Genomic DNA, 13,568 nt, shown 5'->3' with positions numbered 1-13,568 from the left:
TCGATCGGGTGATGCGGTGCTGCTACAATTTGTGGTAAGTTTTCCCTACCTATTATCTCTCGGAAATAAAATTATACCCGTTTTCAAGTAGAGGCACAAGGGTAAATAGATTTACTGCGGTGTTGGAAAAGAAGATGAGTGGTATATTGGCTATGTCGAAGAGTTAGCCTGTGGGAAAATACAAGAATAAACCTGGGAAGAAAGTCAGAAAATTATGCGGTTGGCGATCGCACTAATCTCGATAGCACAATTCTCCCATCCGATTTGCTGACAGAGGCAGTCCCAATTCTACCAGCGTTTGTAAATACTCGTCAGGCGTTTTTGGCGGATTTTTGAGCCTGATTCTTTGTTTCTCGGCTGCTTTGCATACACCTTCAAAATTCAAGTTGAGAAAGCGCAGGATTAACCGATCTGGGTGCAGCGGTTGAATGTTATATTGTTGAAGATTCTCAGCAGGAAAATCCCTGAGATTGAAAGTAACGATAAAATCCGCGCGAGAATGAATTGCTGCTGCTAGAACGTGCCGCTCGCCCGGATCTGGAAGTTCCAACTCTGGTATAATTGGCTCGTAGCCAGTCACCACACAATTTTTAATGCTTGCATTCATCAGATTTTTGGTTCTGGCAAGCTGTTCTAATGTGAGATTTGGATTGTTTTGAAGCACGTTTCTCATCCACTCGCCGTGAATCTCTTCTGTCCACCTCGGCTCAAACACATCACCAACTGCTAATTCCATCAGAAAATCGCGGAGTGCGGCTGAATACAAAACATTAGCATCGCAGACAACTTTTACAATTTCCATGAGTTAGTCGTACAAACCGAGTGCTTCTGATTCGGCGACAAGTTCGTCAAGTATTTTACTTCTTTTTTCATAATCCTGCTTTTTATATTTCATTACATCTTCATAACGTATCCGGCGACAGGTACTTACCATTTTGTATGGAATTTCGCCAGAATCTAGCAACTTCCACACATACTCGCGGGAGACATTGAGTAAGGCCTCAACCTGCCAGATATCGAGTTCCTCAGTAATTGGAATCAGCTTGACAGTATTGCCGCTGCTTGTTTGTTGCAAAATTCCTAACAGCAGGGGTAACGCTGCGGCCGGTATGTCAATTGTTTCTCCCTCTTTTTCGTTTAATATCAATTTGAGGGATTCGCCAGACGGATGATTTTGCAAGTGCGATTCTAAAGCGCGGCTACTGGTTTTGGCAACCGCTGCTTCTGCTGCTGTCGGCAAAGCAGGTGCTGAGTCGGGATCTCCGGTGAATGTCATGTTAATTTGGGGTTGAGTATAACAGGCAATCAACTACGATCGTAGCAATTTTTTTGCGAGGCGATCGCACTTGATGCAACCAGCGAAATAACAGATACTAGGATTAGGGACACAACATTGCTGTGTCCCTACTGCAAAATGAATTTATTGCTTCAGGCGATTAATTTCGACAGCACATTAGACAACTTAGCACCGAGATTCTCAACAGCGTCCTGCTGTTTGGGATCTTTCATCGTACCGTCAGCATTAAATGCTTCAAAAGCTTGGGGAATTGCTTTCTGATCGGGGAGTACCAATACGTTAATATTCCCCAGGATCGATCGCAAATGCACTAATCCCCGCAAACCGCCCATTCCCCCTGGGGAAGCACTCATAATTACCGCTACTTTGCCAGTAAATGCCACCAATCCCGGTTCACCGGGTGCTGGGCGCGATACCCAATCGATCGCATTTTTCAACACAGGCGTAATTGAACTGTTATACTCAGGGGAAGCTATCAAAAACCCGTCATGCGCTACCATCAATTCCTTCAAGTGGCGGGCATTTTCTGGCATTCCCTCTTTTGCTTCTAAATCTTCGTCAAATAGCGGCATCGGCAAATCGCGCAAATCTACATAAGTAACTTCTGCACCCGCCGCAGTAGCACCAGCCGCCGCCACTTTTACCAGCAGTTTGTTATAGGATGCTTCGCGGGTACTCCCGGCAAATGCAAGTATTTTTGGTCTGTTTGTCATTGATTTTTTCCTGGTTATTGCTTCCGCGTATAATTGTACTATTCCGAGTGATTCCAAACAAAGTCAGCAATGGGTCTATCTGCCGACAAAACAGGATTGTCACTGGAATTGAGTAAAACCGATCGCACTTTTACATTCCCGACTCCCAAACGCCTCTCGACGCGACTGGGAATGCCGTAACCGTAAATAATGTGTCCTTTCCCCGCCAACACCACAACTTGATAGTCGGGGTTTGCTTTGACAAATTCAGCTATTTTTTCCGCCATAGTTTCGTCCCACAAAACTTGGGCTTGCAAGAATCTTTCAAAAGCCGTACTATTTCCCTGTGCTGCCTTTTGGTGTTGCTGGTAAACTTCTAGCAGCAGTTGCCTATATTCGGCGTTGTCGGTGCGAATTTCGGATATTGGGGGAATGTGCTTTTTTTCCTCTGCTGTGAGGCTTTCTAAACCTTGAGACGCAACTTTTCTCGTTACTTCGGATGGTGTATTTAAGGCGAGGACGGGTAGTTGATTTTCTTTGGCAAACCGCAAAATGGGGGCGTAAGATTCCCAGGGAAAGCGCCATCTGCGATCGTACTCTGTTTGCTCTATTAATTGCTGTTCAGTCAGTTTACCTGCTAAGTAGTTGTCGATCGCGCTTTGAAAGGGACGCTGAAACATTTCCATCGCGATCGCAATTTTCCGATTTTGCCGCTGCATTTCTCGGACAATCTTTAGTTGAGCTTGGTGGTCTTCCGCGCTATCGTGGGTTTCTCCCAGATACACGACTTTTGCCTTCACCAACTGTTGCAGAATCTCTTGGTTAGTGTAAGTCTGCGCAGGTTGAGGGTTCGCCGTCGTTGAAGCAGCCGCTGCACTGCTGCACAGCAGGAAGATGCCGATCGATAAGGCGCACAATTTGATGAGTTTGGTTGTTTTCATACACACATTATGCCTGTTTGTCGCAACAGCAAGCACAGCCGAACTCTACTATTTTGGCTGAGCAGCTAGAAAGCTCGATGCTTGATTTAACTTCATAATTATCCGCCCCTACTTCTAAAAATGTAAAGTTTAGTTGCAGGTACTTGTGCTTCTAAAAGAAGGTGCTAAATTAATAATATGAAGCGAACAAAAAGCTTCTCTGACAGATACCACATCCAAATCCCACAGCGAAGTTCACAATAAAATCTAAGGAGTAAAACGCTGTTTAATCTCCCATCTGTCTCATTAAAAACCAATAACAGCACCCACCAACAAAGCTGATACTTCCTCAACTAATTAGAGGGGAGCAATGCAAGTGAATCTAAGTATCTATTGCAACTCCGCATCGAAGTTGAAAAAAGAGGAAATCACTCGGTACATATGGCTGGGTGCTGTTGTTGTTAAAAGAGATTTTCGGTTTGTGATGTTTTTTTCTGTAGAGGCAGAGCCTCTATATATCCGTTACCGGGCAGAGCCTGGTAACGAGCAAACCCACCCCTATAAGGAGCGGGTTTCACCAACAACTTTTAATTCACATCAAAAATATCTATAAACCCGCCCTTGATAGGCGACTTTATCGAAACTCGCGTCTATTATAGCATTCCGGTTTTCAGACGACGATCGCACTTTCACGCTCGAACATAACGCCTGTGAGTGCAGCAAAGAGTTAGAGAAGATCGTGCAGTCGATCGCTCTTGACGGTTGTGTATTACTAATGTAGTATGAGGTCGCGGTAGGAAAGCTCGATCGACCGACACTAGCAAACAATATTTAGAAAAAACCTATGCAGCCCATCCGACAAGGCGACGTAATTCTCACCCCCGTACAGCAAATCGAAGGAGAAAAAAAACCTCACCTAACTCTTGCCGAAGGTGAAGTCACCGGACATTCTCACCAGATTATTGAGGGACAAGCTGAACTTTACGAAAAAGAGGGCGCCCTGTACTTGCGGGTGCTTTCTCCGACAGCTTTATTGAGTCACGAAGAACACCATGCGATCGCAATTCCCGAAGGTAATTGGATGGTGCGAATTCAGCGCGAATACGAGCCGCAAGGCTGGCGGTATGTCGCAGACTAAAGTTAAAAAACAGACGCCAGAACAAGCAGCTTTGATTATAGTGTATCGGGAAAAGTGGATAGCGATCGCGCTTTCCACAGGCTCAATAAATTGCTCGCAAGCTGCCGAAACAATTAAATCGGCTGATTGTGCGATCGGCAAAACAGCACCGACAATCATTTTTGTCGATCGTATTTGTCAACAACTAGCAGCCACTGAATTAGACATTTGACAGGAATATACCATGTTAAAAATCGATTTTTAGGACTATTTTGAGGCAGGCGAGCGCCCTGTAACAGTTTTTTTGTTAAAAATGACCTCTCCGAGCACCGGGTTCATTCATGCGTTGCGATGGCCGCCAAAAGTGCGATCCTCTTCGAGGGCTTCGCTAACGGCTAAAGAAGCAATTCGCTCGGTAAATTGGGACATTGACTCAGAGGAGTTTTCCGTGCAAACCTGAGTAATACTAATTTTAAAAAGTCTGGCTACAATCATCAGTCTTATACCAATTGTTAAAAGTCACAGAACCCCGCGCCGGACTTAGGATCAGGCGTTTCCCTACCCGAGTATCTGTACTTCACTCAACTGAAAACCGCTATTTTGACAAAAACATTAATTCATCAAACACTAATCAACGTCCCACTATGTGCCAGTTAAAAGGGTGGAATGCACCAACCACCGATCGCCCAAAAACTGTTAATAACATGAAGAAGAAGCCCACCCTCGATTGAAGGTGGGCTCAGTTCATGCCAGCTTACCGACAGCTAGGCAATCGGGTCTCTTCGCTGGTAGACGTAAAAGCTGGGAAAAAGATCCGAACCTCCGAAAAAACTTCTCGCCCACCATAAAGCCTCAGCCTACCCAACCGGATCGGGAAAATTGCGCCTGCTGCGATGTTCCCCTGACATCGGGGAACACTGGGGCTTAAACTTTTCAAGAGACTTCTGCAAAAAAGCTCGTCTTGGGCCGACAGGATGCTCAACCCCTACTCCGCACAAGAATTAAACTTGTTCGAGAAGTCTCATAATTCTCCTGTTTAACTTTGATTTCCCAACCGATTAGGCATCGTGATCGTGTGCAAAGCGACGGAACAGGAAATCTAGGGCGTAGTTCCGCAAATTGTAGTATTCCGGATCTTCCATCATTTGAACCCGATCGCGCGGACGCGGAAAAGGAATCTCCAGAACCTCGCCAATTGTCGCCGACGGCCCGTTAGTCATCATCACCAGTCGATCGGCCAAAAACAGCGCTTCGTCAATATCGTGAGTAATCATCAACACCGTACAGCGGTGATCGTTCCAGATTTTCAGCAACTCTTCTTGCAATTCCTCCTTAGTAATTGCGTCCAGAGCACCAAAAGGTTCGTCTAAAATCAGCACTTTCGGGCGAATTGCCAAAGCGCGGGCGATCGAAACCCGCTGCTTCATCCCCCCCGAAATTTGCGGCGGTCTTTTCTGGGCAGCTTCTGTCAATCCCACCATCGCCAAATGCTCATTGACGATCGCATTTTTTTCGACCTTCGACTTATTCGGAAATACAGAATTAACCGCCAAATAAACATTTTCAAACACCGTTCGCCAAGGCAGCAAAGCGTAACCCTGAAACACCACCATGCGATCGGGGCCCGGCTTCGTAATCCGCTGCCCGTTAATCGACACGGTGCCCTGGCTGGGATGGCTAAAACCCGACACCATATTTAACAGTGTTGATTTGCCGCAGCCCGAGTGTCCGATCAGAGTAATAAACTCTCCCTCAGCTACATTCAGATTGACGTTTTCTAAAGCCCTGTAACCGTTTGGATATTCTTTGTAAACATTGTCCATCACCAAAAAAGGCTGGCGGCGATCATTCTTAGACTTGATTTTGGTTTGGGTATTCGTCTGGTTTAGAGAAGTATTAATCATGGGTTTGGGAAATTGTAAGTGGGTGATTGGCGAAGGAAGTTCGGCAACGAGCAATGTACGGGATGTAACGGATGTAACGGATATAACGGAGGTCATGAAGAGGGAATTGCTCACTAGCAATTAGCACTTAAAAACTAACAACTAACAATTAGCAATTACCCTGTTTTTATCGAACTAAAAACCGCTCTAAGCAGCTCTGCGGCCGGAATCGAGTATAACTTCAGCCATCGTGAAATCGCGTTTAATCGCCAGATTGTTGAGATAGCCGATCGGATCGTCAGCATTAAACACCGAGCCGTCAAACAAGCTGAGAGAACCGCGAGTGTAATTAATATCAGCCATCCCCAGCTCTCGCGCCGCCGTGCTGAACGCACCGACTCGCACCACCCGTTCCAGAATTTCCACCCAGTTGCGCGGGAACACAGTATCGCCCCAGCGCGCCATCTGCACCATGTGCCAGAGTTGTTCGGTGCGGCTCGGGCGATTCACCCCCTCTCCAGAAAACAAGTGGTGGGCGTATTCCCGCATCGGAGTATCGAGGTTGCAAGCAACAGATTTCGGGTCGCCTAGTTGGATGTAATTCTTGTCGGTGGCGACGTACTCCCTTCCCGCGACAATTTCCGAAACCTCCGCGGCGTGATTTGGATCGGCGCAATAGTTGCAAGCTTCCAGCAAAGCTTTGACTAGAGCAATGTGAGTGTTGGGATAAGCATTGGCCCAGTCTTCCCGAACTCCGAGAATTTTCGCGGGGTGTCCGGGCCACAGTTCCAAATCTGTCGCCACCGTAAAGCCGACTCCTTCCATCGATGCCCGCAAGTTCCAAGGTTCGCCGACGCAGAAACCGTCAATAGTGCCGCCCTGCAAGTCAACGATCATCTGAGCCGGTGGGATATTTTTCAGCACCACATCGCGATCCGGGTCAATGCCGCCGGAAGCCAGCCAGTAACGCAGCAGCAGGTTGTGCATCGAAGAAGGGTGAACGATGCCCATACGGTGCGTTTGCGCGGGCGTTCTCTGGAGCATTTTTTTAAAGTCTGCCAGAGTGTAGATCCCTTGGTCGTAAAAGCGCCTCGCGAGGGTAATTCCGTTGCCGTTGCGGCTCATGGTGAGGGCTGTAACCGTCGGAATCGGCTTCTCTTGGTGGCCCCCCAAGCTCAACCACACCGCCATCCCAGAGGGCATTTGAGCTGCGTCTAAGTAACCTGCGGCGATGCCGTCTACGATGCCGCGCCAGCTTGTTTCCCGCACGAGGTGGACTTCATCGAGGCCGTGCTTGGCAAAAAAGCCTTTTTCTTTGGCGACAGCGAGGGGAGCGCAGGCTGCCAGCGGAATAAAGCCGAGTTCGAGGTTGACTTTTTCCAGGCCGTGGCGGGCGATCGCGGGTACTTTCCGCGCCCGCAGTTTTTTGACGCGCTTCTGCTGGTTGAGGAAGTAAATCATTTCGCTACGCAGAGCGTAGTAGCTGGGGTGTGAGACGACTTCCATGCGCTGGCGGGGGCGGGGGATGTCTACTTCGAGAATGCCGCCAATCTTCGATTCTGGGCCGTTGGTGAGCATGACGATGCGATCGCTCAGCAATACTGCCTCATCCACATCGTGAGTCACCATCAGGGCGCTGATTTCGTACTCTTGGCAAATTTCCATCAACTTTTCTTGCAAGTTGCCGCGAGTCAAAGCATCCAAAGCGCCGAAGGGTTCGTCTAAGAGTAACAGTTTGGGGCGCAGGGCCAGAGCACGGGCGATCGCCACGCGCTGTTTTTGTCCGCCCGACAGCAGTGCCGGTTGCTTCTCGGCGTGGGGCGTCAAGCCCACCATATCGATGTGTTTTTGAATGATTTCGAGGCGTTCCGCTTTGGGTAAGCCGCTCATTACCGAGTCTACGGCTAGAGTAATGTTTTCTCTAACCGTCCGCCAAGGTAGCAGGGAATAGTTTTGGAATACTACCATGCGATCGGGGCCTGGCTGGGTGATTCTTTGCCCGTCAATTGTCACCAATCCGGATGTCGGCAAATCCAAACCTGCCACCATATTGAGCAGCGTTGATTTGCCGCAGCCGGAGTGTCCAATTAATGAGATAAATTCGCCTTTTTTAATTTCCAGATCGATGCCTTTGAGGGCTATGTATGTGCCACCGTCTGATAAATTAAAAACTTTTTCGACTTGTTCTACTGCAATCAAAACAGACATGATTTTCTTGCCTTTTTTGTAGGTTTGTTATTTCGATAGATAATGTCGCTTTTATTCAAATCTAGATCCCCCTAAATCCCCCTTAATAAGGGGGACTTTGACTACACTCTTGTCCCCCCCTTATTAAGGGGGGTTAGGGGGGATCGAGACTTGGATACAAACAAGAGAGACGGTCGGTTTTACGCGCTTGTTGTCACGCCTTGGGTACAGCCTGGGAACGAGTAACTCACAAATCAAAACTACTTTCCTTGAGGGGGAGCAATCTTTTGCTGCAACCAAGCCATCATGCGATCGAGCAACAAACCAACAGCCCCAATGTAGAACACCGCTAACAGAATTTCGCTGATGTAGTTTTGCTGGTAAGCATTCCAAATAAAGAAGCCGATACCCGTAATCCCCGACATCACGATTTCCGCAGCAATAATCGCCAGCCAAGCCAAACCGATCGCAATTCTCAATCCTGTGAAGATATAAGGAAGCGCCGACGGAAACAAAATATTCATGTAATATTCCTGACGAGAAAGTTGCAGCACTTTCGCCACGTTGTTGTAATCGTCGGGAATTTGGCGAACACCTTCAGCCGTGTTGATTAAAATCGGCCAAACTGAAGTGATAAAAATCACGAACAAAGCAGCAGGTTCGTTTTGTTGCAGTGCAGCTAGGGCAATGGGCACCCAAGCCAGAGGCGCTACCATCCGCAAAAACTGAAAAATTGGGTCTAAAGCCTTGTTCAGAAGCGGATTTGTACCTACCAAAACACCCCCAGCAATTCCCACAGCAGCGGCTAGAGTGTAGCCTTTTGCCACCCGTTCCAAGCTAGCCAAAGTCTGCCAAAATAAGCCGACTCCGTAGGTTTTGGAGTTCATAAAAGGATACATCAACAATATCCGCGTCCGTTCGTCAGTCCAAACGCTGAGCGGTCCGGGCAATTTGATAATTCCCAAACTCGACAGGAATTGCCAAACTAGCAGAAATCCAATTACTCCCAAAATTGGCGGCAAGATATTCGGGGAATTCTTCTTCCAAAACTCGCCCAATGATCCTTTGGCATCGACTCCGCCTCTCCGATTTGTGCTGACAGCCATCTTGTTAATCTCCTATGTTTATGCTGTTTTGTCCGAGACTCAATTATGCCAAGCTAAGACCCCATCAAACTTTTTTGATTGCCAAACTCTTAAGGTAAGCTTCGGGATTTTCCGGGTTAAATTCTTTGCCGTCAAAGAACTTCTCAATGCCGCGAGACGTACTTTTCGGAATGTCAGCATCAGCAACTCCTGCTAATTTAGCTGCTTTCTTCCAGATATCTTCGCGGTTGACTTTATCGATGAGTGTCTTTTTATCTGCCAAGGTTGTTGTCGGCAGGAAACCCCAGCGCACGCTTTCGGTTAAGAACCACAAATCGTGACTCTTGTAGGGATAGGAAACGTTGCCGATGTCGTCTTTCCAGTACAGCGGACTACTCTTGAAGTCGTTGATGTCTGGTTTGCCGTCGCCCATGACATACTTGCCTTCATAGGGAGGCGTCAAAATCGTGGGAGATACGTCAAAGAAGTTTCTTCCAGAAACAATGGCGACTAATTCGGCTCGATGTTCGGGCTTGTCGCACCACTGCTGTGCCTCAATTAGTCCTGCGAGTAAGGCTTCGGTGGCTTTCGGGTGTTTGTCTACCCAGTCGCTGCGAATTGCTAGATATTCCTCTGGATGTGCTTTCCAGATTTCGGAGGTGAGGGCGGACATGAAGCCGATGTTTTCTTTGACAATCCGCAGCGGCCAGGGGTCGCCGGTGCTGAAACCGTCCATGCTTCCGGTTTTCATGTTGGCCACGGTTTGGGCGGCCGGTACTGTTAGCAGTTCGACATCTGTATCGGGATTGATGCCGTTAGCTGCCAGCCAGTACCGAATCCACAAGTCTTGGTTGACTTTGGGGAAGGTGTAGGCTGCTTTGAAGGGAGTACCTGCTTGTTTGAGGCCTTTGATGTAGTCTTGGGCTGCTTGATCTAGTTTAAGTCCGATGCCTTTACCTTGGTGTTTGGCTGCGATCGCAATTCCATTTCCATGGGTGTTCAACTGGGCTAGAACATACATGGGGATTTGGACGCTGTTTTTGGTAATCAGGCCTTTACTTATTAGATAAGGCATCGGCATTTGCCACTGGCCGCCGTCAATGCCGCCGCCGGCCGATCCGATTTCTACGTTATCTCTTGCCGAACCCCAGTTTGCTTGCTTGGCAATCGTGACTTCGGTCATGCCGTATTTGGCAAAAAAGCCTTTTTCTTGGGCAATGATTAAAGGTGCTGCTTCGACGATCGGGATATATCCCAATGTGATTTTAGTGCTTTCAATTCCTTCGACTCTTTTCTCGTTGGCAACAGCCACTACTGAGGTAGCTGCGGGTATCGCGCCGTCAGCGCCGGCAGTTGCACCGGGTTCTGGGGGATTTCCCAAACAACCTTTCAGCAGTATTGAACCCAGTGCAGATGCACCTGCTTTGAGGATAAATTTACGCCGAGAAAGCGCGGAAAATTCATCTGAAAATCTTGTCATAGTCTAGCCTCGCTGCAATTCATAATCTTCTGTAACAACATTCACTGAAGGTTATCAACGCGCTTTTTTGCTGTTCGCTAATTGGGTTTAGCTAACTGTTTTGAGCGCAGGTGGGCAGGAGGGAGCAAAAGATTTATTGCTAGCATAAGTCTTTAAACTACCCTGCTGATTTGACTTATTTGATTAATATCGATATTTCGATCGGCCCAGTTGTGTGAACTCACTTTTTGCGAGCCGCACGTTTCCTTGACTTGATAATTAACTGTACCGTACTCTTCCGGAAATTATAAAACAATTATTAAATTTGAATGATAAGCAAATCTTTTCGGATGACCGTATCGATAAGGAAGCGTTGGGAAGGGCGATCGGGTTTGCTTATCAAAACTGGTTCAAACCAAGACTGGCAGGGTAAGGGTTGTAGCGAATGGCGATCGGGGGGCCTTCTAATCTATTGTCAATAAGCCGCAAGCATCTGAGCCACCGTACATTTAGTTTATTAATATATGTCTACTTTTTTAAGGTGGCGGTTAATTGTAGTCTACAATACAGAAATATTTTTTTGTTACGGTATTGCAGTTGCTTGAATTTCTAACCATTCTGCTTTACTTTCAATTAAACCGCTCTGGTTGGGAGGATTGCGTTCCATATAAATACTTACTAACTCCTCAAGAAAAGTATCGTAAATGTCTGGAGGTATTCTAGTACTCAAAGAAAACCAAACTTTTTCAACTTGTTGCTTTATTTCTATTTTACTATTATTATTTTTTAAGGGATAGGAATAAATTTCTACGCAATTTGTACTAAATCCCACAGCTTTTAACATTTCTCTATATTCTGCAGGCGAATAAAACTGATAACTAAGATTATTTAATTCTTTCCATTTACTATCCAGGAGTAATTCTTGCAACACAAAATGAAAAGACTTGTTAGAGCCTTCACCTAAAAACGATAGTAAAATTTTCCCTGAAGGCTTGAGCGCTTCTTTAAACCTTGTCAGCACGGGGATATGATTGTGGATATAATGAAGAGCTCCACAAGAAACAATCACGTCAAATGAATTTTCAAATTCAAGGCTTCTCACATCGCCTACTTGAAATTCTAAATTCGGGTGATTTTGGCGATCGAACTTATTTTTAGCAAACTCTATAACTTCCGGAAAAATATCACTACCAATAACATAACCTTGGGGCAATAATTTGGAAATTTCTGCCGTTATTCTCCCGTCTCCACATCCTACGTCTAGAATTCTTTCGTCACCTCGCAATTGGAGTTGTGATATTAAATCGTTCATGCGAAGATGAAAGGGAAAAGGGTTATTGTAATAAGAGTCTATAGAAGATGAATACATAGCTACAAAATATATATTAATTGCAGATTAATCAGTAACTTTCAACGAACGATTTAAGTTGTACCACACCTACTGCATTAATGCACAGAGTTTTAACATTTCGTCATAAAGGTGAGTTAACACACCTCCCAGTGGGTATATAGGTATTGCCGGGATACGGATATAGTTGGCGAATTTCCAACAGTCAAATCATCATCTTTTCTTTTTTTAGCAGCTTTAGAAGCAGCCGCTACCGATGGAGTAGCCGGGGCAACAACAGAGACTCTGTACTCTGAAGAGGAAGCTAACTCTTCATCCTCAGACAACAAGGGGGCTCCAGCTTTCTTCAAAGGCTATTCCACATAATAACAATAGTCTGGAGAGTTTTTAAGCAGCGAAAGTACCATAGGACAGGAGTAAAGGAAGGTTAGGGCGACAGTCATGGACTGTTAACAAAGTTCATGTGACTCAAATCATGGATGTCAATTTTCCCATCATCAAGCAGATTCCAGGTTTATGAAGGACACTGCGCGATCGATCTATCCCCGCCCTAGGGACACGGCGAAAGCCTTTGTCCCTACTCATTTGTGACAAGTTAAGAAAAAGTGCAAATTGTCAAGGGGGTAAATCAAGCAAGGTAAAATAGGCTGAAACATCTATAGGGCAAGCAGTTGAGCCCTAGTTGAACCAGTTATGATTCGCAAAAAAAGAATCAACCGAGACCATGCAAAGAAAAAAAATAGTCCCCAAATAGAAAATGAAGCGATTGCGAATCACCTGGAAGATTTATTAATTCTAGCAATGGCTGCCCAAAAAAGTTTTTATCGCCAACTAAATTTAAGAGATAGGATTCTGACACTACCATTAATGATGGCAGCAATATTAAGTCTTTTATGGCGAAATGTAGCAGGAGTAACAGAATTAACTAGATTATTAAATAGAGAAGGATTTTTATGGTGTGAGCCGTCTGAAATTAGTCAACAAGCATTATCACAAAGATTTTTAACTTTTCCCGCAATTTTATTTGAAAAAGTATTTAAAGAATTACTGCCTCATTTTCGTCGGGAATGGTTGATGAGAAAATCAAGACCACTACCGGATAGCGTACAATTTGCCTTAAAAAACTTTGAAAATATCTGGATAGCTGACGGGTCAACATTAGAAGCATTATTTAAGAAGCTACAAAGTTTATCAGATGTGCCGATTGGTCAATTAGCCGGAAAAATGGGAGTAATCATCGACCTAGTAACTCATCTTCCCGAAGAAATTTGGTTTGGGGAAAATCCGAAACAAGCAGATACTAATTGGGAGGAAGATTTACTAAAAACAGTTAAGCCGAAAACCTTACTATTATTGGAATTAGGCTTCTCTAACTTCGCGTTTTGGTCAAAACTCATCGATCGAGAAATTGGATTTATCACTCGAATAAAGAAAGGTGCATCCGATCAAATAGAGCGGGTATTAACCAATACTTAGGATGTCAAAGACCAGATAATTAAAATAGGTTCAGGCACAAAAAAGACACCAGCTTTGACTATAAGAGTAGTACAGATTCGCTCCAAAACTTCGGGAGCATCCCG

11 protein-coding genes and 1 pseudogene are annotated in these 13,568 nt (G+C 45.7%); 3 read left to right on the top strand and 9 right to left on the bottom strand.

The window, feature by feature from the left end:
* Positions 1-232 precede the first annotated feature (232 nt).
* The 4 genes from QUB30_RS13205 to QUB30_RS13190 all read right to left on the bottom strand — a co-directional run bounded on the left by QUB30_RS13205 (position 233) and on the right by QUB30_RS13190 (position 2,930).
* Positions 233-802: a PIN domain-containing protein gene (locus QUB30_RS13205; RefSeq protein ID WP_333333855.1), complete on the bottom strand. Its 570-nt coding sequence runs from the start codon at positions 800-802 to the stop codon at positions 233-235.
* A gap of 3 nt (positions 803-805) precedes the next feature.
* On the bottom strand, positions 806-1,276 hold the full coding sequence (locus QUB30_RS13200) for an excisionase family DNA-binding protein (RefSeq protein WP_333333853.1): 471 nt from the start codon (positions 1,274-1,276) through the stop codon (positions 806-808).
* Positions 1,277-1,428: 152 nt separating this feature from the next.
* A complete protein-coding gene (locus tag QUB30_RS13195; RefSeq protein ID WP_333333851.1) occupies positions 1,429-2,010 on the bottom strand; it encodes an NAD(P)H-dependent oxidoreductase in 582 nt (193 codons plus the stop codon).
* Positions 2,011-2,048: 38 nt separating this feature from the next.
* Positions 2,049-2,930 (bottom strand): ChaN family lipoprotein, encoded by an 882-nt coding sequence (locus QUB30_RS13190; RefSeq protein ID WP_333333849.1) that lies wholly within the window; start codon positions 2,928-2,930, stop codon positions 2,049-2,051.
* A gap of 823 nt (positions 2,931-3,753) precedes the next feature.
* Here QUB30_RS13190 and QUB30_RS13185 point away from each other — a divergent pair.
* On the top strand, positions 3,754-4,047 hold the full coding sequence (locus QUB30_RS13185; protein ID WP_333333847.1) for a hypothetical protein: 294 nt from the start codon (positions 3,754-3,756) through the stop codon (positions 4,045-4,047).
* Entirely contained in the window at positions 4,034-4,258 is a 225-nt protein-coding gene (locus QUB30_RS33850; RefSeq protein ID WP_445300494.1) for a hypothetical protein, read from the top strand. Before QUB30_RS13185 ends, QUB30_RS33850 begins: the two co-directional genes overlap by 14 nt.
* An 826-nt stretch (positions 4,259-5,084) precedes the next feature.
* Here QUB30_RS33850 and QUB30_RS13175 read toward each other — a convergent pair.
* The 5 genes from QUB30_RS13175 to QUB30_RS13155 all read right to left on the bottom strand — a co-directional run bounded on the left by QUB30_RS13175 (position 5,085) and on the right by QUB30_RS13155 (position 12,009).
* The gene (locus QUB30_RS13175; RefSeq protein WP_333333945.1) at positions 5,085-5,930 is read right to left on the bottom strand and encodes a nitrate ABC transporter ATP-binding protein; all 846 of its coding nucleotides are present in this window, start codon (positions 5,928-5,930) and stop codon (positions 5,085-5,087) included.
* A 186-nt stretch (positions 5,931-6,116) separates the two neighbouring features.
* A complete protein-coding gene (locus tag QUB30_RS13170; RefSeq protein WP_333333845.1) occupies positions 6,117-8,117 on the bottom strand; it encodes a nitrate ABC transporter ATP-binding protein in 2,001 nt (666 codons plus the stop codon).
* Positions 8,118-8,356: 239 nt separating this feature from the next.
* Positions 8,357-9,202, bottom strand: a complete 846-nt coding sequence (gene ntrB, locus QUB30_RS13165; protein ID WP_333333843.1) for a nitrate ABC transporter permease — start codon at positions 9,200-9,202, stop codon at positions 8,357-8,359.
* Positions 9,203-9,266: 64 nt separating this feature from the next.
* Entirely contained in the window at positions 9,267-10,661 is a 1,395-nt protein-coding gene (locus QUB30_RS13160; RefSeq protein WP_333333841.1) for a CmpA/NrtA family ABC transporter substrate-binding protein, read from the bottom strand.
* A 562-nt stretch (positions 10,662-11,223) separates the two neighbouring features.
* On the bottom strand, positions 11,224-12,009 hold the full coding sequence (locus tag QUB30_RS13155) for a class I SAM-dependent methyltransferase (protein WP_333333838.1): 786 nt from the start codon (positions 12,007-12,009) through the stop codon (positions 11,224-11,226).
* Positions 12,010-12,681: 672 nt separating this feature from the next.
* Between QUB30_RS13155 and QUB30_RS13150 the strand changes: the two are divergent.
* A pseudogene (locus QUB30_RS13150) lies at positions 12,682-13,548 on the top strand (IS4 family transposase); the annotation flags it as partial.
* Positions 13,549-13,568 lie beyond the last annotated feature (20 nt).

Origin of the sequence: Microcoleus sp. BROC3 (assembly GCF_036702515.1) — a bacterium.
GTDB lineage: Bacteria > Cyanobacteriota > Cyanobacteriia > Cyanobacteriales > Microcoleaceae > Microcoleus.
The sequence above is the reverse complement of the archived record's forward strand: the minus strand, read 5'-3'. Positions and strand labels throughout refer to the sequence as shown.

Coding starts and splice junctions, on each gene's coding strand:
- QUB30_RS13205 (WP_333333855.1), bottom strand. CDS start 802: ATGGAAATTGTAAAAGTTGTCTGCGATGCTAATGTTTTGTATTCAGCC.
- ntrB (WP_333333843.1), bottom strand. CDS start 9,202: ATGGCTGTCAGCACAAATCGGAGAGGCGGAGTCGATGCCAAAGGATCA.
- QUB30_RS13195 (WP_333333851.1), bottom strand. CDS start 2,010: ATGACAAACAGACCAAAAATACTTGCATTTGCCGGGAGTACCCGCGAA.
- QUB30_RS13175 (WP_333333945.1), bottom strand. CDS start 5,930: ATGATTAATACTTCTCTAAACCAGACGAATACCCAAACCAAAATCAAG.
- QUB30_RS13160 (WP_333333841.1), bottom strand. CDS start 10,661: ATGACAAGATTTTCAGATGAATTTTCCGCGCTTTCTCGGCGTAAATTT.
- QUB30_RS13185 (WP_333333847.1), top strand. CDS start 3,754: ATGCAGCCCATCCGACAAGGCGACGTAATTCTCACCCCCGTACAGCAA.
- QUB30_RS13190 (WP_333333849.1), bottom strand. CDS start 2,930: ATGAAAACAACCAAACTCATCAAATTGTGCGCCTTATCGATCGGCATC.
- QUB30_RS13200 (WP_333333853.1), bottom strand. CDS start 1,276: ATGACATTCACCGGAGATCCCGACTCAGCACCTGCTTTGCCGACAGCA.
- QUB30_RS13170 (WP_333333845.1), bottom strand. CDS start 8,117: ATGTCTGTTTTGATTGCAGTAGAACAAGTCGAAAAAGTTTTTAATTTA.
- QUB30_RS33850 (WP_445300494.1), top strand. CDS start 4,034: ATGTCGCAGACTAAAGTTAAAAAACAGACGCCAGAACAAGCAGCTTTG.
- QUB30_RS13155 (WP_333333838.1), bottom strand. CDS start 12,009: ATGTATTCATCTTCTATAGACTCTTATTACAATAACCCTTTTCCCTTT.